Origin of the sequence: Arthrobacter sp. ZGTC131 (genome assembly GCF_002929275.1) — a bacterium.
Taxonomy (GTDB): Bacteria; Actinomycetota; Actinomycetes; order Actinomycetales; family Micrococcaceae; genus Arthrobacter.
The window spans coordinates 575,678-598,087 of record NZ_PJIK01000001.1; the positions used below are offsets into that span (position 1 = coordinate 575,678).

Below are 22,410 nucleotides of genomic sequence, written 5' to 3' on the forward strand. Positions count from 1 at the left end.
TCTCTAAATTCTGAAGTCTTGGGTTACGGGAAGAGGGAGGTGGTGCCTGGGAAAAGACAGTGCGGCGGGACCGCTTGCTTTTCCCAGGACACCCCCTGCTAAACCTCTTCTACGGAACTGGGCTCTGCACGAGACAGATCGATGCCCAGTTCTTCCGCAGCCGTGAAGACTGCGTCATCAGAGTCACGCATTTCAATTGTGGTTCCGTCCGTGGAAAGTACTTCCACGTTCAGGCACAGCGACTGCATTTCCTTGATCAAGACCTTGAAGGACTCAGGAACGCCCGGCTCGGGGATGTTCTCGCCCTTGACGATGGCTTCGTAGACCTTCACACGACCGTGGATGTCATCCGACTTGATCGTGAGGAGCTCCTGGAGCGTGTAGGCGGCGCCGTAAGCTTCGAGCGCCCACACTTCCATTTCACCGAAGCGCTGGCCACCGAACTGTGCCTTACCACCCAGCGGCTGCTGCGTGATCATGGAGTACGGGCCGGTGGAGCGCGCGTGGATCTTGTCGTCCACCAGGTGGTGGAGCTTCAGGATGTACATGTAGCCGACCGAGATCGGATCCGGGAACGGCTCGCCGGAGCGGCCGTCAAACAGGCGGGTCTTGCCCGAGGAGTTGATCAGGCGGTCACCGTCGCGGGTCACGTTGGTGGAGTCCAGCAGACCGGTGATTTCCTCTTCACGGGCACCGTCGAAGACCGGCGTTGCGACAGTGGTCTGGCCACTTTCCCGCGGCAGGTTCGGCAGCTGCTTGGCCCATTCAGGCTCGCCTTCGATCTTCCAGCCGGTCTTGGCAACCCAGCCGAGGTGCGTTTCCAGCACCTGGCCGACGTTCATACGTCCCGGAACACCCAGCGGGTTCAGGACGATATCAACGGGGGTACCGTCGGCAAGGAAGGGCATGTCCTCGATCGGCAGGATCTTGGAGATAACGCCCTTGTTGCCGTGGCGGCCGGCGAGCTTGTCGCCGTCGGTGATCTTGCGCTTGGCGGCCACGTAGACGCGGACCAGCTGGTTAACGCCCGGGGGCAGTTCGTCGTCGTTGTCGCGGTCGAAGACGCGCACGCCGATGACGGTGCCGGACTCGCCGTGCGGAACCTTCAGGGAGGTGTCGCGCACTTCGCGGGACTTCTCGCCGAAGATGGCGCGGAGCAGTCGCTCTTCCGGGGTCAGTTCGGTTTCACCCTTCGGGGTGACCTTTCCGACCAGGATGTCGCCGGCTTCAACTTCAGCACCGATGTGGATGATGCCGCGCTCGTCCAGGCCAGCCAGGACTTCCTCGGACACGTTGGGGATGTCGCGGGTGATTTCCTCGGCACCAAGCTTGGTGTCGCGGGCATCGATCTCGTGCTCCTCGATGTGGATGGAGGAAAGAACGTCCTCAGCCACGATGCGCTGGGACAGGATGATGGCATCCTCGAAGTTGTGGCCTTCCCATGACATGAATGCCACGAGCAGGTTCTTACCGAGGGCGAGCTCGCCCTGGTCCGTTGCCGGGCCGTCAGCAATGATGCCGCCGAATTCCAGGCGCTGGCCTTCGCTCACCAGAACGCGGTGGTTGTAGCAGTTGCCCTGGTTGGAACGGGCGAACTTGTTGATGCGGTAGTTGGTTTCCGTGCCGTCGTCGTTCAGCATGATGACGAGTTCAGCGGAAACCTCGGTGACCACACCCGGCTTCTTCGCGATGACAACGTCACCGGCGTCGACAGCAGCGGCGCGTTCCATGCCGGTACCGACGAACGGCGCCTCGGAACGGACCAGCGGCACGGCCTGGCGCTGCATGTTGGCACCCATGAGTGCACGGTTAGCATCGTCATGCTCGAGGAACGGGATCAGGGCGGTTGCCACGGACACCATCTGGCGCGGGGAGACGTCCATGAACTGCACGTCGGCTGCGGGAACGAGGACGGGCTCGCCTCCACCACCGCGGGCACGGACCAGGACGGTCTCTTCAGCGAACTTCTTGTTGGCGTCGAGCGGAGCGTTGGCCTGTGCGATCAGGACCTCTGCTTCGTCATCGGCCGTCAGGTACTGGACTTCGTCGGACACGACGCCCTCGGCCACGAGACGGTAAGGGGTCTCGATGAAGCCGAACGGGTTGATGCGTCCGTAGGAAGCCAGCGAACCGATCAGACCGATGTTCGGGCCTTCAGGTGTTTCGATGGGGCACATACGTCCGTAGTGGGACGGGTGAACGTCTCGGACTTCCATGCCTGCACGGTCACGGGACAGACCGCCCGGGCCAAGCGCAGACAGGCGGCGCTTGTGGGTCAGACCCGAGAGCGGGTTGTTCTGGTCCATGAACTGGGACAGCTGGGAGGTTCCGAAGAACTCCTTGATCGCTGCCACCACCGGGCGGATGTTGATCAGCGTCTGCGGCGTGATGGCCTCGACGTCCTGCGTGGTCATACGCTCGCGGACGACGCGCTCCATACGGGACAGGCCGGTGCGGACCTGGTTCTCGATGAGCTCGCCGACGGCGCGGATGCGGCGGTTGCCGAAGTGGTCGATGTCATCGATCTCGACGCGCAGCTCGTGGTCCTGGCCGTCGCGCTTGCCCATGAGGGTCTTCTCACCGGCGTGCAGCGCAACCAGGAACTTGATCATGGCGACGATGTCTTCAACGTGCAGGACGGACGCTTCCTTGTCGCCAAGGGAGCGGTCGATGCCAAGCTTGCGGTTGATCTTGTAACGGCCGACCTTGGCCAGATCGTAGCGCTTGGAGTTGAAGTACAGGTTGTCCAGCAGTGACTGGGCAGCCTCGACGGTGGGCGGCTCGCCCGGTCGCAGCTTCCGGTAGATGTCCAGCAACGCGTCTTCGCGGGTTTCGGTGGCGTCCTTCTCCAGCGTTGCGCGCATGGAGTCGTACTGGCCGAACTCCTCGAGGATCTGGCCTTCGGTCCAGCCGAGGGCCTTCAGCAGCACGGTGACGGACTGCTTGCGCTTGCGGTCAAGGCGAACGCCGACCTGGTCGCGCTTGTCGATCTCGAGCTCGAACCAGGCACCGCGGGACGGGATGATCTTTGCAGTGAATATATCCTTGTCGCTGGTCTTGTCGGCCGTGCGCTCAAAGTAGGCACCCGGGGAACGCACCAGCTGGGAGACAACGACACGCTCGGTGCCATTGACGACGAAGGTGCCCTTCTCGGTCATCAGCGGGAAGTCACCCATGAACACGGTCTGCTGCTTGATTTCGCCCGTGTTGTTGTTCATGAATTCGGCTTTAACGTACAGCGGAGCCGAGTACGTAGCGTCCCGGTCCTTGCACTCGGCCATGGTGTATTTGGGATCAGCGAACTCCGGATCGGAGAAGCTCAGGGACATGGTGCCCTGGAAATCCTCAATCGGGGAGATCTCTTCGAAGATGTCGGAAAGACCGGAGGTGGTGGCGACGCTGAGGTCGCCTTCTTCGACAGCTTTCGCTACCCTTGCCTGCCAGCGTTCATTTCCGACCAGCCAGTCGAAGCTGTCCGTCTGCAGTGCAAGCAGATTCGGAACGTCAAGAGGTTCGTGAATCTTTGCGAATGAGAGCCGGCGAGTGGCACCATCGGTGCTTGCCGTGTTAGCGGTTTCGTTATTAGAGGTGCTCGAGGCGACCAAGAGGGATCCTTCCACAGACCTTCAGGCGTTTTCAGATCTCCCCCGCTATGTACCCTGCGGAGTGACTCCGCAGTGCTACCATCCGGTTCCGCTATATGACCCGGGACCTGGTCTGCCCATGCTGGTGACGTGGTTACGGCACATTGATGGAGCAGCTGCCAGGCGAAGCCCACCGCTATATGAAGGCTGAAGGTAAACAGGGAAGACGCAAATATCTACGATACGGCAAAACATTGCGCGTGTCTACCCCACTTCCCAGCAGATTGCAAGCACCGTTGCCGAGGGCATCCATCGAACGCCGTAGCGGCCGGCACGTTCCCGCGCCGGAATGCGGCGGCGCAGGAATTCAGCCTGCCGCGACAGCGTTTGAATGGATAGGTGATCGGGCTCACGATAACCTAGGCGTACATCGACACGATCGGAAGAGATAAACCATGAGCAATTCCGCGGACAACAACGATGTTGTCATCCTGGCCGGCGCGCGCACACCGCAGGGCCGGCTGAACGGGCAATTGGCGAGCTTCACCGCCGTCGAACTCGGGGCCCACGCCATCAAGGCGGCGCTTGCCGCGAGCGGGGTTGAAGCGGAGCAGGTCAACGCCGTGATCATGGGCCAGGTGCTGCAGGCCGGTGCCGGCCAGAACCCTGCCAGGCAGAGCGCGATCGGTGCCGGCATCGGCTGGAACGTGCCCACGGTGACCATCAACAAGGTCTGCCTTTCGGGCCTCACCGCCGTGATCGACGCCGCGCGGATGATCCGCGGCGGTGACGCAACCGTCGTCGTCGCCGGCGGCCAGGAGTCCATGACCCGGGCCCCGCACGTCCTTCCGGGCTCGCGCCAGGGCTGGACCTACGGCGCCATCCAGGCCCTGGACGTTGCCGCACACGACGGCCTGACCGACGCCTTCGACGGGCAGTCCATGGGCCTGTCCACCGAAACCAAGAACCTCACGCTGGGCATTGACCGGGCTTCCCAGGACAACGTCGCCGCGCAGTCGCACCAGCGCGCCGCCATCGCAGCGAAGAACGGGGTCTTCGACGACGAGATCGCGCCCATCAGCGTCAAGCAGCGCAAGGGTGATCCCCTGGTTGTGGCCACCGATGAAGGCGTCCGCCCCAACACGTCCGTCGAAACCCTGGCGGGCCTGCGGGCCGCGTTCGTCACCGACGGCACCATCACGGCCGGCAACTCCTCTCCCCTGTCCGACGGCGCCTCCGCCCTGGTCCTGACGTCCCGCATATTCGCCGAGGAGAACGGACTTGAGTACCTGGCGGTCATCGGCAAGCCGGGACAGGTGGCGGGCCCAGACAATTCCCTGCACTCCCAGCCCTCCAACGCAATCCGGAATGCCCTGGACCGCGCCGGCTGGACCACGGCCGATCTGGACTTCATCGAAATCAACGAGGCGTTCGGTTCCGTGGCCGTGCAGTCCCTCAAGGACCTGGATTACCCGCTGGAGCAGTGCAACATCCACGGCGGCGCGATCGCCCTGGGCCACCCCATCGGCGCTTCCGGCGCGAGGTTGGCACTGCACGCCGCGCATGAGCTGAAACGGCGCGGCCAGGGCAAGGCTGCGGTTTCGCTGTGCGGCGGCGGCGGGCAAGGCGAAGCCCTCCTGCTGTTCCGGGACTGATGACCGGCTCAGCCGCTGCCGGCACGGCCGGCACCGGAGCGCACGGCGCCGGCAGGGAGCGATTCCTTGCCGACGCCGCCGCCCGGGGCCTGCAGGTCGAGATCGTGGAGCGACTGGCCGCGCACAGCCTCGAGGAAGCGGCGCGGATCCTCGGCATCGCCCCGGCGGACATCGTGAAGTCCCTCGTGGTCAAGCACAAGGACGGGACTTTCCTGTTCGCCCTCATCCCCGGCGACCGCCAGATCTCCTGGCCGAAGCTGCGCAGCCTCGTAGGCGTCAACAAGCTGTCCATGCCCGCGGCCGACGTCGCCCTCGAAGCCACGGGCTACGAGCGCGGGACCATCACGCCGCTCGGCAGCACCACGGCGTGGCCCGTTTACGCGGACAAGAACATCTCGGGCAAGCGCATTTCGATGGGCGCGGGCCAGCACGGCTACAGCGCCTTCGTGGACGCGGACGCCCTGACCGCGGCGCTCGGCGCTGTCATCGCGGACATCAGCGACCCCAACTAGGCTCGGGGTTAAATGCAGGAATCCCCGCCCACCGGAGTGGACGGGGATTCCGGGAAGAGCCTGTGTTACTTGAGGGTAACGGTGGCGCCGGCAGCTTCGAGCTGCTCCTTGGCCTTCTCGGCAGCTTCCTTGGTGACGCCTTCGAGGACGGCCTTCGGAGCGCTGTCAACAACGTCCTTAGCTTCCTTGAGGCCCAGGGAAGTGATGGCGCGAACTTCCTTGATCACTGCGATCTTCTTGTCGCCAGCAGCTTCGAGAACGACGTCGAATTCAGTCTTCTCTTCAGCCTCTTCTGCAGCGCCGCCGCCGGCGGGGCCAGCAACAGCAACAGCAGCAGCGGTAACTTCGAAGGTCTCTTCGAAGAGCTTGACGAACTCGGAGAGCTCGATGATGGTCAGTTCCTTGAAAGCTTCAATGAGCTCTTCGTTGGTGAGCTTCGCCATGGTGTGGCGTCCTTCCTATAGGTGGTGATCGGGGGCGTTATGCCGTGCCTTCACACCGGAGTCTGGTTTGAAAGAGAGAGTTAGTTCTCTTCGGCGGCGGCTTCAGCCGGAGCTTCGGCCTCTGCTGCTGCGTCTGCGGCGGGAGCTTCTTCAGCGGCGGGGGCTTCGGCTTCAGCCGGAGCACCGTTCGCTTCTTCAAGCTTGAGGCGCAGTGCGTCGATGGTGCGTGCAGCAGCGGCAGCAGGAGCCTTGAGGATGCCTGCAACCTTGGCGAGCTGCAGCTCGCGGGACTCGAGTGCTGCCAGGGCAGCAACTTCGCTGGCGTTCAGTGCCTTGCCCTCGAAGTAACCGGTCTTGATAACCAGCTGCTTGTTGGTCTTGGCAAAATCCGTCAGGCTCTTGGCAGCTGCAACTGCGTCACCCTTGATGAACGCGATTGCAGTGGGGCCGGCGAGCTGGCCGTCGAATGCTTCGACACCAGCTTCCTTGGCTGCAATGGCGGTCAGGGTGTTCTTGACGACCGCGAACTTGGTGTCCTGGCCGAGAGAAACACGCAGCTGCTTGAGCTGTGCAACGGTGAGCCCACGGTATTCGGTCAGGACAGCGGCGTTCGATTCCTTGAAATCGTTAGTGATCTCAGCTACTGCTGAAACCTTGGTAGGCGTTGCCATAACCCTCCTTCCGGGGATAGTGCCGGTATTCCGGGTCCCCGCTCAGGTGAGCTAAAACTAAAAACGCCCCGCGCAGATGCACGGGGCTTGGCTCAACACGATTCATAACCGCGGAGCTTCTGCTTCGTTCACCTGCGCCGGCCGCCCTATGTTCAGGGTCCTTCGTCCGGAAACCCACTGACTCTCCCGCACGCAACTGCAGAGTTGAGCTGAGCTCGAGAGAGTGGATTCCCAACAACCGACGGTCTTTGGTAGCTCAAGCTTACGGGACGCCGCGCCGGTCCGCCAAATCGGCGGTCCGGCGGCACGCTTCCGGCGGGGCGGTCCGGCGGCACACTTCCGCAGGCACGCTTCAACTGGCGCGGCTCAACCGCCGCGGCTCAGCTGGTGCTGGGCCCGAGGTTCGGGAGTTCCTTCTGCCAGATTCCGGTGACGCCCGCCGTCGTGAACCCCAACTGCCGGTTGACCGTGAGCAGATACCGGTTTTCCGGGGCGTTCCAGGTGTAGATCACGCGCGCATCCGGGAACTGCTCCGTCAGCCGCTCCATGTTGGCCACCTTGATCAGGAGGCCCAGCTTGTTGCCCCGGTGTGCCTGCAGCACCACGGTGTCGTCCTGGAACACGACGTCCTGGCGCTGCGCCAGCACGCTGATGGTGGTCAGCCCCACCAGGGTGCCGGTGGCGATGTGCTCGACGGCGGTCACCACCGTCCGCCGTCCCTGCGCGATGGTGACTTCTTCCGCTTCCCGCAGTATCCGGGCGTCGAACACCATGCTGTCCTCGCCCACGGCATCGGGCTCGACATCCCCTCCGGCCTGGTTTTCAAGGACCGCAACGGCCTCCAGCCACCGTTCGGGGCAGCGGTCCGTCCAATGGTGCAGCCAGTAACGGCCGTTGTTCGCCTCCTCCGCCTCGGCTTCGAGTTCCGCCACGAGCTTGCTGTCCAGGGGCAGGGCGCATGAGCTGAACTGCTCGATGTGCTGGAGCGTGTAGCCGGTGCGCCGGGCGAACTCCACCTCGCGGCTGCCCAGCGGCACGAAGCCCAGCCCGGAGCCCGGCACCAGCTGTTCGGGTTCGAATTCATGGAGCGAGGCACCGGGGTGGTTGGTGTCCACCAGGATCATTGAGCGGCCCTCGTCGCGGGCGAACTGTTCGGCTGCCTCCAGCAGCTGCCTGCCTACGCCCTGGCGCTGATACTCCGGCAGGATATCGAGGGTGAACTCAGCGAGGTCCAGGTTGTCGGTCAGGGGCAGGGCAATGTCCACCGCGCCCACGATGGTGCCCTCGATCTTGGCCACCAGGATGACCTGCCGCTCGTAGGGATCGTCCAGTTCGAGGAGCTTCTCCAGCGGCGCGTACGCGAGGTCGTCGCTGCCCCACGTCTGCATCCGGACCTTGCGGCCTACCTCGACGGCGGCCAGGAAGTCCGCTGCGTCGGGCGCGTCAACGGAATCCGGGATCCACAGCTGCTCGATCCGCACTTCACTTGCCATCATCCCAGCCGTTTCCGCCGCTCGCCCTTCCGGGCAGCGGGCTCGAGTCCACGCGGTGTGTCCGCCGCCAGCATATGCCGGTTAGCACCGGCGCTGCCACTCGCCGTCGTACCCTGCCGGGCGGAACCCGAGGGCGACGTTGATGGCGAGCATGTGGTCATTCTCAGCGGCGTTGAACGTGAGGATCCGCTCCACCGCGGGGTGCACCTGCATCATGCGCCGAAGGTTCAGCAGCTTGACCAGCATGCCCAGGCGGTGTCCGCGGTGGGGTTTGGCCACCAGGGTGTCGTCCTGCTCCGCCAGCCAGGGCTTTGACGCTGAGAACTGCAGGACCGAGTATGCGGCGAGCTCGCCGCTTGCCGTATGCCTTGCCGCCGCCACGAGCGACTCCAGGCCGGCCTGCTTCCACTCATCCTCGACGTGCCGGACTCGCTTGGCGTCCCACACTTCGGGGTCGTAATGGAGCGCCCCGGCCGGGGTGTCGGTGCTCATGCGCGACATGAGCACGGCGAGCTGGTCCACGTGTTCGTCCGGGCAGCTGTCCGTCCAGGCCAGGAGCTCGTACCGGTCGCCGGCGATGGAGCGCGCCTCGCGCTCCAGGGCGTCCAAAACCGCTTCCGACGGCGGCATGTCCAGTGCGCTGAAACGCGTCACCTGTTCCAACGCATAGCCGGCCGCCGTCGCGAACTGCACCGCACGCGAACCGGACGGAATCCCGCCCGTCCCGGTTCCGGGCTTCAGGATGCCGGCGCCGTCAGGATCGAACCCGGCCACGTGTTCGGTGTAGCTCTGCAGAGTGCTGCGGCCGCGGGCGGCGGCGAAGGCTTCGGCGTGCCGCAGGAGCGCTTGGCCGATGCCCCGGCCCGAGAACTCGTCCAGGACGTTTACGCGCACCATCGCGTCTTCGAGGTTTTCCTGCTGCGGCAGCCTGACCCAGGAGGTCGCCACCATGCGGCCGTCCAGGCGCACGAAGAAGAGCCTGAGCTGGGCGTATTCGTCGTCGCGCCACGATTCCAGCCGGGCACTCCGCGTCCTGGCCCGGTCAAGGTTCCCCCAGGTTTCCAGCACCATGGCATCGCTCAGGTCGCTGAATTCGAGGAAGTCGGCGGCGTCCGAAGAATCGAGGGAAGCAGGTAATACCAGCGGCTCTATGCGGTATGTGGGCGTCACCGCATCAGCCTAGCCGCATGGCCGCCCGCCCTCCAGAGCCCGGCGGGGGTCATCGGGCGTACGGCGGGTCTGCCAGGGTCCGCCAGCGTCCGGAAGTAAAGCAAAGGACCGCCCGGCGCAGTGCCGGGCGGTCCTTTGATGCCTGCCGGATTACCGGCGGGTGTTTTCGCGAGGATTAGACCTCGGTCAGCACCTTGGTGACGTTGGGGTCGACGGAGATGCCGGGGCCAAACGTGGTGGCAACAGTTGCCTTCTGGATGTAGCGGCCCTTGGAAGCGGACGGCTTCAGGCGAAGCACCTCTTCGAGAGCAGCTGCGTAGTTCTCGGCCAGCTTGATGGCGTCGAACGAAACCTTGCCGATGATGAAGTGCAGGTTGGAGTGCTTGTCGACGCGGAAGTCGATCTTGCCGCCCTTGATGTCGGTGACAGCCTTGGTGACGTCAGCGGTCACGGTGCCGGTCTTCGGGTTCGGCATCAGGTTACGCGGGCCGAGGACCTTACCGAGGCGGCCAACCTTGCCCATGAGGTCAGGGGTGGCGACGGCGGCGTCGAAGTCGGTCCAGCCGGCTGCGATCTTTTCGATCAGGTCATCGGAACCAACGAAGTCGGCGCCGGCAGCGATTGCTGCCTCTGCCTTGTCGCCGGTTGCGAAGACGAGGACGCGGGCGGTCTTACCGGTGCCGTGCGGCAGGTTGACCGTGCCGCGAACCATCTGGTCGGCCTTGCGAGGGTCAACACCCAGGCGGAAAGCGACCTCAACGGTGGCGTCGAACTTGGACGGGTTGGTGTCCTTGGCCAGCGTCACTGCCTCGAACGGCGCGTAGAACTTCTCCGCGTCGATCTTGGCGGCGGCTGCCTCATATGCTTTGCTGCGCTTTGCCATGCTGCTTATTCTCCTTGTGCAGTTGTGGTCTGCGGACCGCGCTGGGCCCTGCCACAGTCAGTAGTCCGGCGTGGATTACCAACATTTCAATGTTTCAGTGGTGCCGGTTTCCCGGCGGTGCTGCCCGGCGTCGTCGTCGGTTTCCCGAACCCGGCGCCGCATCAGCGGTGAGGGAATTAACCCTCGACGGTGATACCCATGGAACGGGCGGTGCCGGCGATGATCTTCGCTGCGCCTTCGAGGCTCGTGGCGTTGAGGTCTTCCATCTTGGTGGACGCGATCTCGTTGACCTGGGCCTGGGTCAGCTTGGCAACCTTGACGGTGTGCGGGGTAGCTGAACCCTTGGCGACGCCTGCAGCCTTCTTGATGAGCTCTGCAGCCGGCGGGGTCTTGGTGATGAACGTGAACGAGCGGTCTTCGTAGACCGTGATTTCAACAGGAATAACGTTGCCGCGCTGGGCTTCCGTTGCAGCGTTGTACGCCTTGCAGAATTCCATGATGTTGACACCGTGCTGGCCAAGCGCAGGACCGATCGGCGGGGCCGGGTTGGCGGCACCTGCCTGGATCTGCAGCTTGATGAGGCCGGTGACCTTCTTCTTGGGAGCCAATGTAGGGTCCTTCTCTCAATTACGTCCTGGGACACAGGAGCGTGCCTCAGGTGGTTGACCGCCATGGCGAGGCGGTCTGCCGCTTCGTGGCTGCTAAGCAGGCAGCCCCGGAGCGAATTCTGTGGGTGGTGCTAGATCTTGGTGACCTGGTTGAAGGCCAGCGTGACCGGGGTCTCGCGTTCGAAGATGGACACCAGCACCACGAGGGTCTGGGAGTCCACCTTGATTTCGGAGATCGTGGCGGGGAGGGTCTCGAACGGACCTTCCTTGACGATGACCGATTCGCCGACCTCGAAGTCGACGTCCACGGGGGCGGCGGCGTGCTTGACCGGCTTGCCCTTCTCGGCCTGCTCCTCTTCGAAGACAGGGGCGAGCATGGAGAAGACCTCGTCCAGGCGCAGCGGGACGGGGTTGTGGGCGTTGCCCACAAAGCCGGTGACACCCGGGGTGTGGCGGACGGCGCCCCATGAGGCGTCGGTCAGGTCCATGCGGACCAGCACGTAGCCGGGGATGCGGACGCGGTTGATGACCTTGCGCTGGGCGTTCTTGATCTCAACGACTTCTTCCATCGGCACCTGGATTTCGAAGATGTAATCTTCCATGTCCAGGGTCTGGATGCGCGTCTCAAGGTTGGCCTTCACGCGGTTCTCGTAACCGGCGTAGGAGTGGATGACGTACCAGTCACCCTCCTGGCGGCGCAGCTTGGCCTTGAATTCCTCGGCGGGATCGACGTCGGCCTTTGCGGCCGCGGCTGCGAGGACGTCTGCCTCATCGGCGTCAGCTTCCTCGGAGTCGTCCTCGTCGGAATCGACGTCAGTCTCGTCGTCGGCTACATCTGCATCGTCGTCGGCGTCAGTTTCGGCGTCAGCGTCAGTTTCGTCGTCGGAATCGGGTGCAGCAGACTCAACCTCAGACTCTTCAACGGCCTCAGCCGCCGCGTCCTTGGTTTCATCCAGCTCAGTCTCAGTTACCTCGAGCTCCTGCTCAGACACTTGGTCTCCTGCTTCCTCATTGCCTAACATGCCTATTTAAATGGCTCAATTCCGCACACTCCGCAGTCCGTTCCGATTTTCCGGAAGGACCCGCGCAGTCTGCGGACCGATCGCCTTAGCGGTCCCCGGCGCCTGTACCGCCGAAGACCCAGCTCACCGCGGTCCCGAAGCCCAGGTCCAGCAAGGTGACGATGACCATCATGATGACCACGAATACCAGCACCACGAGCGTGTAATTAATCAGTTCCCTGCGGGTCGGCGCGACAACCTTCTTCAGCTCGCCGATGACCTGGCGGATGAAGAGTGCGATTCGAGCGAAGAAGCCGGCCTTCTCGGCGTTCTTTGCGGGGCGGCCCTTGGAGCTGCTTGCAGCTGTTTCGGTCACCTGTTCCTCACTCATCCTCGCAAAATGTCGGATTACCCGGGTTCTGAACCGAACCATGGTTGCTGCGCTTGCTCCGGCTTTCCGCCGGAACAGCTTGCGCAGGGCAGACAGGACTCGAACCTGCAACCTGCGGTTTTGGAGACCGCTGCGCTACCAATTGCGCCACTACCCTATGGATCAAAAACTGATCGAGGCCGCGCTTCAGCCAGGACTCCTGGGGCGCACGTCATCATCGTGTTTTCAACACCGGAGAACCAGTCTACGCAACAACTTCGCGTACGTCGAACCAGCCTCGTTTCGGACCGTCCTGCGGCGGCGGATTCCTGACTGCTCCGCAGTCACAAAGCCATGCCCCACCTCGAACGATCCGGTGAACAGCATAGAGTAGATTCCGTCGAATTCCACCATTCAGCTGACCCGCTGCAAGCGAAGAACGGACCCGCCATGTCTGCCGCCCGCGTTTCCCAACGCATTTCCGCCATTGCCGAATCCGCCACCCTGGCTGTCGACGCCAAGGCCAAGGCACTTAAGGCGGCCGGCCGGCCCGTGATCGGCTTCGGCGCCGGCGAACCGGATTTCCCCACCCCGGACTACATCGTCCAGGCAGCCATCGAGGCGGCCAGCCAGCCGAAGTACCACCGGTACTCCCCCGCCGGCGGCCTGCCCGAGCTGAAGAAGGCCATCGCCGAGAAGACCTTCCGGGACTCCGGGTACAAGGCCGACGCCTCCCAGGTGCTGGTCACCAATGGCGGCAAGCAGGCCGTCTACAACACCTTCGCAACGCTCGTGGATCCGGGCGACGAAGTGATCGTTCCCACGCCGTTCTGGACCACCTACCCCGAAGCGATCCGCCTCGCCGGCGGCGTGCCGGTGGAGGTCTTCGCCGGTCCGGAGCAGGACTACCTGGTTACCGTGGAGCAGCTGGAAGCGGCCGTCACGGACCGCACCAAGATCCTGTTGTTCGTCTCGCCGTCCAACCCGACAGGCTCCGTGTACTCCCCCGAGCAGGTGGCGGACATCGGCCGGTGGGCCGCTTCCAAGGGCCTGTGGGTGGTCACGGACGAAATCTACGAGCACCTGACGTACGACGGCGTCCCGTTCACCTCCATCGCCACGGCCGTTCCCGAGCTAGGCGACAAAGTGGTGATCCTCAACGGCGTGGCCAAGACGTATGCCATGACCGGCTGGCGGGTGGGCTGGATGATCGGCCCGGCCGATGTCATCAAGGCCGCCACCAACCTGCAGTCGCACGCCACGTCCAACGTGTCCAACATCCCGCAGATCGCTGCCCTGGCCGCCGTCTCGGGCCCGCTCACCGCGGTCGACGAAATGAAGGTCGCCTTTGACCGCCGCCGCAAGGCAATCGTCGCCGGACTCAATGCCATTGACGGCGTTGAATGCCCGACGCCGAAGGGCGCCTTCTACGTCTACGCGGACGTCCGCGCGCTGCTGGGCAAGGAATTCCCGACGGCGAACGGTCTGGTCAGCCCTTCGACCTCGGCCGAACTCGCGGCACTGATCCTGGACGAGGTGGAGGTTGCCGTGGTGCCCGGCGAGGCCTTCGGTCCTTCCGGCTACCTGAGGCTGTCCTACGCCCTGGGCGACGACGACCTCGCCACCGGCGTGGCGCGGCTGCAGGACTTCCTGGGCCAGGCCAAGTAGGCACGCCCTCCCACCTCCCGCAGGAAAACCACCAACGCTCTCCCACCCGATTCACAGGTGGGAGAGCGTTGGTGTTTGGGCGACGAAGTGAGTGAGCGTCCGGGTGGGTTAGAGGAGCCGCCGCTCGGCCGCCCACTTGGTCAGTTCATGGCGGCTGGAGAGCTGCAGCTTCCTCAGCACGGCCGACACATGGGTTTCCACGGTCTTGATGGAGATGAACAGCTCCTTGGCCACTTCCTTGTAGCTGTAGCCCCGGGCTATGAGCCTCATCACCTCGAGCTCCCGGGCCGAGAGCTTGTCCAGCTCGTCGTCGGCGATGTCAGCCGGGGCGGTGCCGAACGCGTCCAGCACGAAGCCGGCCAGCCGCGGCGAGAAGACGGCGTCGCCGCCCGCCACGCGATAGACGGCGTCCGTGATCTCCGCCCCCGAAATCGTCTTGGTGACGTAGCCCCGGGCGCCGGCGCGGATCACCGCCACCACGTCCTCGGCGGCGTCCGACACGCTGAGGGCCAGGAACTTGGTGGTGCCCCGAAGCGCCGCGGAGCCGGCGATGACTTCCCGCCCTCCTCCGCCCAGGCCGCCGGGCAGGTGGACGTCGAGCAGCACCACCTCCGGGCGGGTCCGGCCGATCACCTCGATTGCCTGCTCCACCGTTCCGGCTTCTCCGACCACCTCAATGCGCGGGTCCAGGTCCGCTTTCAGGCCGGAACGGAAGATGGCGTGGTCGTCCACGATCACGACCCGGACGGTCCGTCCCGGATCCCCGGCCGTGCCGTCCAGTGCTGGAGTGCTCATGACTTCCCTTCCCCGTTGTCCTCCGCGGCCGCCGGCAACTTGAGCCGGACCTCCGTGCCGTCAGGACTGCTGTTGATCTCGGCGCTACCGCCGTGCCGTTTCATCCGGCCAATAATTGACTCCCGGACCCCCAGCCTGTCCGCCGGGACGGTGTGGAGCTCGAAGCCGGAGCCGCGGTCCTTGACGAAAACCTCCGCCCCGCCGTCGGATACTTCCAGGTACACGGAGACCGGCCCGCCGCCGTGGCGGGAGGCGTTCAGCATGGCTTCACGGCTTGCCTGGACCAGCGCCTCATGCCTGTCGGTCATGGCCGTATCACCCACGCTCACCACGTCCACCGCATTGCCGAGGCCGTCCTCAACCTCCGCTGCGGCCGCCTTGATCCGGTCCGACAGCTGGCCGGCGTCCCTGGCCGGGTCCCTGAAGAGCCAGCCGCGCAGTTCGCGTTCCTGCGCCCTGGCCAGCCTCACAACATCGTGTTCGTTGGCGGCGCGGCGCTGGATCAGCGCGAGGGTCTGCAGCACTGAATCGTGCAGGTGGGCGGCGATCTCCGCGCGTTCGGTCTCGCGCACCCGGCCAGCGCGTTCGGTCTCAAGATCCCGCCAGAACTTCAGGCCCCACGGAAGCAGCACCAGCGCGACTCCGCCAAGAACGGCCACGGACGCCAGCAGCGCCAGCCAGGTCTGCTCCCAGGATCCGGACCCCGACACCATGACGAGCACTCCGGCCACCACCAGCGCAAGGCCGGCAGCCAGCCGCGCCCATCCGCCGGCCTGGTCCGCCTTGGTCTTGTCCACAAGGCCGGCGCGGCGCGTCTCATCGAGCTGCATCCAGGCGATGGCCGCACCGCCGAGGATGGCGGCCGCCGGGATCAGCGTCCCCAGCGGCACCTCGACGCCGAGCAGCCTGGCGATCAGGATGGCGGCAACGAGCAGCAGCCCGGCGCCGAGCAGGATTTCCTTGCCGTACCGCATGTTGCGGACGCGGAACCAGGCACCGGTGCCCGGAACAGCAGCGGTTCCCTCTGCCTGGGAGGGGGCCCCGGCGACGTACGGTCCGGACGGTGCGGGATTTGCCGCAGAGCTGTAGCCAACCGGCCCCGCCGCGGCGGGGCCGCCCAGAGGCGGCGCAACCGGGCCGGACGGGTAGCCGGGCGAATAGGCATCGCTCCACAACGAAGGGCCGACGGCGGCGGACTGGTTGGGCGGCATGCTCACCGCGGGGGCAATGCTCACCGCGGGAGCAATCGGCGACGCCGGCCGCCGGGCATTGCGCTTGGCGCTTTCGTCTGCGGTGGGAACCATGATCCAGAGCCATCCATAGAACACGAGGCCTGCCCCGCCGGCGAGCGCGGCCACCGCCATGCCGATCCGGACCATGCGCACCGGCCAGCCCAGGTGCTCCGCGAGGCCGGCGCACACGCCGGCGATAATGCGGTCGCTGCTGCGAACCAGCGGCGGGCGGACGGGGACTGTGGTCATGCATCAATCCAAACACGGATCAGGGTTTCCGGAGCCCGTTTTGAGGGTGGACCGGGGGTAAGTCAGGGATGGCTCAGGGTGTTCCCCAATAGAGGCTTCTGGGCCCGCACGGCAGGATCGAAGTATGAACTCGCAGACCCCCACCCCAGCTGAAGGGCAACAGCCCGCCAACCCGTCCGACGCCCAGTCCGGATCCGGTTCCGAGCCTCGGCAGGAACCCCGGACCGAGCCGCAGTCCGAACGTCCCGCCGAATCCCGGCCCGCTGCAGCCGGTCCGGTTGCTGCCGGTGCGGTTGCACCCGGAGCGCAAGCCGCAACGCAGGCAGAAGCGCCCGCGGAATCGACCGCCGAATCGACCGCGCGCCGGACGGAGAAGCCGACTGAGCAGCTGTTCCCGCATTTCAATCCGACGCAGGAAATTCCCGGCACCCCTCCGCCCGGCGGTCCAGGCTTTGGCGGCCCCGGCACCCCTCCACCGGGCGGCCCCGGCTTTGGCGCCGGTCGACCCGGCGACGGCCGGCCCGACCAGCAGCTGAACTTCTTCGACTGGATCCGCAGCCACGGGATTTACCGCGGACGCGACCGCTGGATTGGCGGCGTCTCGAGCGGCATCGCAGAGCGCATGGGCATCGACTCGCTGATCGTGCGTGGCGTTTTCATCGTGCTGACGCTGTTCGCCGGCATCGGCGTCCTCCTGTACGGCGTCGCCTGGGCGCTCCTCCCCGAGCCGGACGGTCGGATACATACCCAGGAAGCCGCTGCCGGACGCTGGACCAGCGGCATGACCGGCGCGCTCATCACCACCATCATCGGCCTCACGGGCATGGGCGGCGGATTCTGGGGCTGGGGGCATGACGGCTTCGGATTCTTCTGGGCCCTCTTCTGGGTGGGCGGTGTCATCTACCTCATCTACTTCCTCACCCAGCGCAATAAGAACCGCATCGGAGAACCTATGAACACCACCCAGGCCGGCGCTGCCTACGGGTACGCCGCCGCCGGCGGCGCCCCGGCAGCGGGATCCTTCCCGGCCGGCACCCAGACCGTCACGGCCCAGCACGGGGCACGGCCGGCGTCGACTTCCACCCCGCCGTACGGCTCGGCCGGCCAGGGGAACGTCCCGCCCACCCCCTACGGCGGGGGCTTCGGGAGCGTTCCGCCCCGCGGGCCCGCACCAGTGCCGACTCCCGTACCCGTTCCGAAGTCAAAGCCGAACGGCCCCGGCGCGCCTGCCGTCGCCATCACCGCAGGCCTGGCCCTGCTGGTCGGCGGCACCCTCAAGGCCCTCGACGCCGGCAACGTCATCGATCTCGGCGACTCCGCCAACGCCGTGGTGTGGGCGAGCGGCGCCGCCGTCCTGGGCCTGGGCATCCTCCTCTCCGGTCTCCGCGGCAAGACGTCGGGCATCCTCGGATTCTTCGCCGTGGCCGCCCTGATCGTCGGGGGCATCTTCAACACCGTGCCGAACGGTGACCGCTTCCGCTTCCAGAACGCGGACTGGAACCCGGTCAGCATCGAACAGGCACGGGAAGGCTTCCAGATCACCGGAGGCCGCGGAACGGTTGACCTGACCGGCCTGAACCTGAACCCGCCGCTGGGCACCGACGTGGTGGTCCCCCTCGACGTCACCGCCAGCAACGTGACGGTCATCATCCCGGGAACGGTTCCCGTGGATGTCCGGGCTGACATGACGCTGGGCAACCTCAATGAGGGCGCGGACAGCCGCAGCGGGATCACCTCCCGGCAGAGCAGCTACAACTCCGACAAGCCCGGCGCCCGCGTGATCCTTCAGATCGACGGAACCGTCAGCAACATCACCATCCAGGAAGGCAACTGACATGAGCAGCTATGACCCCACACCGAAGACCTCTCCGGTGCCGGCATCCGACGCAACGGACGGCCGTGAACCCGGTCCGGCCCGGGTCGGCACCATCGTCTGGGGGCTTGTGGTAGTCGCGCTGGCCGCGCTCATCATCATCTCCCAGCTGGGGATCGTGGTCCTGAACGGTACCTATGTGCTGATCGGACTGATGATCGGGGCCGGCGCCGCACTGGTGATCGGCGGCCTGCTCTCGGCTCGCGGACGTGACAACAGCTCAACAAACGGGAAGTCTTGAACCATGGAAAAATTCTTCAGCATTGTCAGGGGCCTCGGCCTGCGGCGGGGTCCGGAGCGCTGGCTGGGCGGCGTGTGCGGCGGGATCGCCGAGAAACTGAACGTGGACGTTGCCTTCGTCCGGATCGGCTTCCTCCTCTTCTGCCTCCTGCCCGGACCGGCCGTCCTGCTTTACCTTCTGGCGTGGCTGGTCCTGCCGAACCAGAACAACGGCATCGCGCTCGAGACCTTCCTCGAGAAGCGCACCTTGAACCGGTAGTCACCGCCGCAAGGCTGGTGACCGCCGTCGACCTTCAATTAGTGCCCCCGTTCCCCTCGGAGCGGGGGCACTCAGACGTCCCCGCGGGGCGCGGTGTAACCGTTTGTGTCCTGCCCCACACTGCCCACTAGACTCTAGGTGAGCTCAGCGTGGCGCTCTGCCTGTATACCTTCGAACCAGGATTTGAGCCGAGAAAATGAAAATTGGAATCCTCACCAGCGGCGGCGACTGCCCCGGACTGAACGCCGTGATCCGCGGCGCCGTCCTCAAGGGCATCGCCATCCACGGCCACGAATTCGTGGGGTTCCTCGACGGTTGGCGCGGAGTGGTTGAGGGAGACATCATTCCCATTCCCCGCACCGTGGTCCGAGGCATTGCCAAGCAGGGCGGCACCATCCTGGGCACGTCCAGGACCAACCCGTTCGAGAACGGCGGCGGGCCTGAGGTCATCAAGGCCCACATGGACCGGCTCGGCATCGACGCCATCATCGCCATCGGCGGCGAAGGGACCCTCGCCGCCGCCAAGCGGCTCACAGACGCCGGCCTGAAGATCGTGGGCGTGCCCAAGACGGTGGACAACGACCTCGACGCCACGGACTACACGTTCGGCTTCGACACCGCCGTCCAGATCGCCACGGAGGCAATCGACCGCCTGCGGACCACGGGCGAGTCGCACCACCGCTGCATGATCGCCGAAGTCATGGGCCGCCACGTCGGCTGGATTGCCCTGCACGCGGGAATGGCCGCCGGCGCCCACGCCATCCTCATCCCGGAGCAGAAGGTGAGCATCGAGCAGATCGTCGAGTGGGTGAACGAGGCCCACGACCGTGGCCGTGCCCCACTGGTGGTTGTGGCCGAAGGGTTCGTGCCGGAACACATGGAATCGCCGCATTCAGAGCGCGGCCTGGACACCTTTGGCCGTCCCCGGCTTGGCGGCATCGCCGACCAGTTGGCACCGGAGATCGAGGCCCGCACCGGGATCGAGACCCGCGCCACCATCCTGGGCCACATCCAGCGCGGCGGCGTTCCCTCCGCTTTTGACCGCGTGCTCGCCACACGGCTGGGGATGGCCGCCATCGACTCCGTCGTCGAGGGCCGCTGGGGCACCATGGTTTCGCTGAACGGAACCGACATCGACCATGTTGGCTTCGAAGCGGCCCTGGGCAAGCTCAAGACGGTCCCGCAGCACCGCTACGACGAAGCCGCCGTGCTCTTCGGCTAATCCGCCCACCCGGCGGGTCCGAGCCCGGCGCCCTAACGCAGCGCCCGAACCAGAGCCCGAACACGCAGTTAATGCCCTCAGTTTCGATTTTTGAGGGCATTACGTGCCAGTTCGCGCTTTCCCGCGGGGGCTTAACTGTCCGTTCGCACTTTTCCGGCGGGGCTTAAGTGTCCGTTCGCGCTGGTTGCATCGCGCTGGTTGATGCGGGGATGGCGGGGGTCGGTAGGCTTGGGGCATGAGTCTTGAGCCCGGTTCCGCCGCCATCATCCAGCTAGCCTGGGCGCGCCGCTTGGGGCTCGACGACGGCGCCTTCGCGCTTGCCCTGGAAACCGGGGAGCGGCTCACCAGGGTGGACGACTCGGCGCGCTCCGTGCAGTTCGTCCGGCTCTTCGGCAGCTCCGCCCTCGTGGGTCCGCAGTGGGCACTGGACGCCGCCGTCGGAATCTCCGATGAGGAAATGGCACAGCACGTCACCCTGCTGACCATCACCCGCCGGCACGGCGGGCATGGCTTGGGCTCGGCGGCGCTCTTCTTCGCGGACGATCTTCCCCTGCTGCGGCTTTCCGGGGAACTGACGGTGTCGCACGGCAACCCCGAGGCGATCGAGCTGGAGGGACTCTGCCCGCCGGACGACGTCAACGAAGTGGGGCTCTCCGACCTCGAGAACCGCTACACGGTCATGCATGACGAGGACGGCCGCCGGGTGCCCGTGGCCTGCGGCGCGTACTCGGAATGGGAAGGCATCCTGGCCCACATGGGCGTCCTCGTGGCACCGCAGTGGCGGCGCCGGGGGCTGGGCTCGCTGGCAGCATCGATCGCCGCTCACGAGGCCCTGGCGTCCGGGCTGACGCTTCAGTGGCGTGCCGACGTCAGCAACAAGGGCTCGCTGGCGACGGCCCGCAGCCTGGGATTTTCCACCGGCGGCATCCAGACCAGCGTGCTGCTGGGCTGACCACCCCCGGTTACGGCGTCTTGGCCTCGGAGCTCTCCGCTACCGCCGGCTGCTGACCGCTCCAGCCCTGCAGTGGCTTCGGCCGGGCGAAAAACAAAGCCACGGCGGCGCCCAGCACGATCACGGCCGCAGGCAGCATGATGGACTGGCTCATCGCCGTCGAGAATCCCTCGTGGAGGGCATCCGGCAACTGGCCGCCGAAACTCACCGGCTCACCCGCACCGTCTCCCGGGGCGCCGGGCGCCGGAGGCAGTTCAGCCGCGAGCCGGGCCTGCATGAGGACCGCGATCGCGGCGCTGCCCAGCACCGCCCCGATCTGGCGTGTGGTGTTGTAGACGCCGGCACCGGCTCCGGCCTGCCGCGGCGGCAGGTTGCGGGTGGCCGTTGAACTCAGCGGCGCCCAGATCCCGGCGTTCGCGAAACCAAGGACAGCGCTCGGCAGCAGGAAGAGCCACACCGGGGTGTCCGGATGCATGAGGGCGGAGTTCCAGAACAGCGCCACGGCCATGAGGAGCAACCCGCCGGACGTGATGTACTTCGGGTTGACGCGGTCGATGATGCGGCCCACCACCGGAGCCAGGCCGCCGGAGATCAGCGCCATCGGAATCATCATGAGCGCCGACTGCGTGGGGGTCATGCCCCGCACCATCTGGTAGTAGAAGATCAGTGGCAGGCCGAAGGCGGTGACCGTGAACCCCACCGTGGTGATCCCGATGTTGGCCAGCGAGAAGTTCCGGTCCTTGAACAGGGAAAGCGGCAACAGCGGTTCGCCCTTGTTGACAGCCTGCCAGGCCACGAACAGCGCCAGCACCACGATGCCGCTGACGATCAGGCCCCACACCGACACGGGCCCTGCGATGGTGCCCCAGTTATACGTCTCGCCTTCCTGGAGGCCGAACACGAGCAGGAAAAGCCCGACGGCGCTGAGCACCACGCCGGGGATGTCGAACCTGTGCGGGTGGGTGGTAAGGGAAGGGACCAGGCGCCAGGCGAGGATGAAGCCCGCTATGCCGATGGGGACGTTGATGAAGAAGATCCACTCCCAGCCGAGCCCGTCCACCAGCACACCGCCGAGGATGGGACCCACCAGCGTTGCCGCGCCTGCGGTGGCGCCCCACAGGCCCATCGCAGCGCCGCGCCGGTCGGGCGGGAAGATGCGCGTGATCACGGCCATGGTCTGGGGCGTCATCAGCGCGGCGCCGAGGCCCTGGAGGACGCGGGCCGCAATGAGCATGTGGACGCTGCCGGACAGGCCGCACCAGAGCGAGGCCAGCGTGAACACGACCAGCCCGGAGAGGTACAGCCGCTTGGGGCCGAACCTGTCGCCCAGCCTCCCGGTGATGAGGAGCGGAACCGCATAGGCCAGCAGATAGGCGCTCGTCACCCAGATGACGGCATTGATGTCGGTGTCCAGGCCGTCCATGATGCTCGGGTTGGCCACCGAGACGATGGTGGTGTCGATCAGGATCATGAAAAACCCGATGACGAGGGACCAGAGGGCAGGCCACGGTCTGGCTACATTCTCCAAGG

The 22,410-nt window shown here is 65.6% G+C and carries 20 protein-coding genes and 1 tRNA gene; 8 read left to right on the forward strand and 13 right to left on the reverse strand.

The features are described from left to right. Positions 1-98 precede the first annotated feature (98 nt). Positions 99-3,605 carry a DNA-directed RNA polymerase subunit beta gene (gene rpoB, locus CXQ90_RS02635; RefSeq protein ID WP_104136901.1) on the reverse strand — a complete coding sequence of 1,169 codons (3,507 nt, stop codon included), beginning with the start codon at positions 3,603-3,605 and terminating at the stop codon, positions 99-101. 434 nt (positions 3,606-4,039) lie between these two features. Here rpoB and CXQ90_RS02640 point away from each other — a divergent pair, with 434 nt between their 5' ends. Then, positions 4,040-5,239, forward strand: a complete 1,200-nt coding sequence (locus CXQ90_RS02640; protein ID WP_104136701.1) for an acetyl-CoA C-acetyltransferase — start codon at positions 4,040-4,042, stop codon at positions 5,237-5,239. Then, entirely contained in the window at positions 5,239-5,751 is a 513-nt protein-coding gene (locus CXQ90_RS02645) for an aminoacyl-tRNA deacylase (protein WP_104136703.1), read from the forward strand. Before CXQ90_RS02640 ends, CXQ90_RS02645 begins: the two co-directional genes overlap by 1 nt. A gap of 65 nt (positions 5,752-5,816) precedes the next feature. Here the strand turns inward: CXQ90_RS02645 and rplL are convergent, their stop codons facing one another. From rplL to CXQ90_RS02690, 9 genes are all read right to left on the reverse strand, one after another. After that, the gene (rplL, locus tag CXQ90_RS02650; protein ID WP_104136705.1) at positions 5,817-6,194 is read right to left on the reverse strand and encodes a 50S ribosomal protein L7/L12; all 378 of its coding nucleotides are present in this window, start codon (positions 6,192-6,194) and stop codon (positions 5,817-5,819) included. Positions 6,195-6,274: 80 nt separating this feature from the next. Then, positions 6,275-6,865, reverse strand: coding sequence for a 50S ribosomal protein L10 (gene rplJ / locus CXQ90_RS02655; protein WP_104136707.1), 591 nt, complete (start codon positions 6,863-6,865; stop codon positions 6,275-6,277). Between the two features lie 380 nt (positions 6,866-7,245). Further along, positions 7,246-8,358, reverse strand: a complete 1,113-nt coding sequence (locus CXQ90_RS02660; RefSeq protein WP_104136903.1) for a GNAT family N-acetyltransferase — start codon at positions 8,356-8,358, stop codon at positions 7,246-7,248. A gap of 81 nt (positions 8,359-8,439) precedes the next feature. Beyond that, positions 8,440-9,528: a GNAT family N-acetyltransferase gene (locus CXQ90_RS02665; protein WP_104136708.1), complete on the reverse strand. Its 1,089-nt coding sequence runs from the start codon at positions 9,526-9,528 to the stop codon at positions 8,440-8,442. 175 nt (positions 9,529-9,703) lie between these two features. After that, positions 9,704-10,411 carry a 50S ribosomal protein L1 gene (gene rplA, locus CXQ90_RS02670; protein ID WP_104136710.1) on the reverse strand — a complete coding sequence of 236 codons (708 nt, stop codon included), beginning with the start codon at positions 10,409-10,411 and terminating at the stop codon, positions 9,704-9,706. A gap of 176 nt (positions 10,412-10,587) precedes the next feature. Beyond that, on the reverse strand, positions 10,588-11,019 hold the full coding sequence (gene rplK / locus CXQ90_RS02675) for a 50S ribosomal protein L11 (RefSeq protein ID WP_003803853.1): 432 nt from the start codon (positions 11,017-11,019) through the stop codon (positions 10,588-10,590). Between the two features lie 131 nt (positions 11,020-11,150). After that, entirely contained in the window at positions 11,151-12,011 is an 861-nt protein-coding gene (nusG, locus tag CXQ90_RS02680; RefSeq protein ID WP_104136712.1) for a transcription termination/antitermination protein NusG, read from the reverse strand. A gap of 115 nt (positions 12,012-12,126) precedes the next feature. Then, positions 12,127-12,411, reverse strand: a complete 285-nt coding sequence (gene secE / locus CXQ90_RS02685) for a preprotein translocase subunit SecE (RefSeq protein WP_104136713.1) — start codon at positions 12,409-12,411, stop codon at positions 12,127-12,129. A gap of 84 nt (positions 12,412-12,495) precedes the next feature. After that, a tRNA-Trp gene (locus CXQ90_RS02690) sits at positions 12,496-12,568 on the reverse strand. 272 nt (positions 12,569-12,840) lie between these two features. Between CXQ90_RS02690 and CXQ90_RS02695 the strand changes: the two genes are divergently transcribed. After that, positions 12,841-14,058 (forward strand): pyridoxal phosphate-dependent aminotransferase, encoded by a 1,218-nt coding sequence (locus tag CXQ90_RS02695; RefSeq protein ID WP_104136715.1) that lies wholly within the window; start codon positions 12,841-12,843, stop codon positions 14,056-14,058. Between the two features lie 108 nt (positions 14,059-14,166). Here the strand turns inward: CXQ90_RS02695 and CXQ90_RS02700 are convergent, their stop codons facing one another. Continuing rightward, complete coding sequence (locus CXQ90_RS02700) at positions 14,167-14,853, reverse strand: response regulator transcription factor (protein WP_104136716.1); 687 nt, start codon at positions 14,851-14,853, stop codon at positions 14,167-14,169. Then, positions 14,850-16,334 carry an ATP-binding protein gene (locus CXQ90_RS02705; RefSeq protein WP_104136718.1) on the reverse strand — a complete coding sequence of 495 codons (1,485 nt, stop codon included), beginning with the start codon at positions 16,332-16,334 and terminating at the stop codon, positions 14,850-14,852. The genes CXQ90_RS02700 and CXQ90_RS02705 overlap by 4 nt, the downstream gene beginning before the upstream one ends. Before the next feature lie 124 nt (positions 16,335-16,458). Here CXQ90_RS02705 and CXQ90_RS02710 point away from each other — a divergent pair, with 124 nt between their 5' ends. From CXQ90_RS02710 to CXQ90_RS02730, 5 genes are all read left to right on the forward strand, one after another. Next, entirely contained in the window at positions 16,459-18,168 is a 1,710-nt protein-coding gene (locus CXQ90_RS02710; protein WP_258064326.1) for a PspC domain-containing protein, read from the forward strand. 1 nt (position 18,169) lies between these two features. Then, positions 18,170-18,448 (forward strand): hypothetical protein, encoded by a 279-nt coding sequence (locus CXQ90_RS02715; protein ID WP_258064327.1) that lies wholly within the window; start codon positions 18,170-18,172, stop codon positions 18,446-18,448. 3 nt (positions 18,449-18,451) lie between these two features. Beyond that, a complete protein-coding gene (locus CXQ90_RS02720) occupies positions 18,452-18,706 on the forward strand; it encodes a PspC domain-containing protein (RefSeq protein ID WP_104136720.1) in 255 nt (84 codons plus the stop codon). A 196-nt stretch (positions 18,707-18,902) separates the two neighbouring features. Beyond that, positions 18,903-19,928, forward strand: a complete 1,026-nt coding sequence (locus tag CXQ90_RS02725) for an ATP-dependent 6-phosphofructokinase (protein WP_104136721.1) — start codon at positions 18,903-18,905, stop codon at positions 19,926-19,928. Between the two features lie 235 nt (positions 19,929-20,163). After that, complete coding sequence (locus CXQ90_RS02730; protein WP_104136723.1) at positions 20,164-20,880, forward strand: GNAT family N-acetyltransferase; 717 nt, start codon at positions 20,164-20,166, stop codon at positions 20,878-20,880. A 10-nt stretch (positions 20,881-20,890) separates the two neighbouring features. Here the strand turns inward: CXQ90_RS02730 and CXQ90_RS02735 are convergent, their stop codons facing one another. After that, complete coding sequence (locus CXQ90_RS02735; RefSeq protein ID WP_104136725.1) at positions 20,891-22,408, reverse strand: DHA2 family efflux MFS transporter permease subunit; 1,518 nt, start codon at positions 22,406-22,408, stop codon at positions 20,891-20,893. Positions 22,409-22,410: the final 2 nt, after the last annotated feature.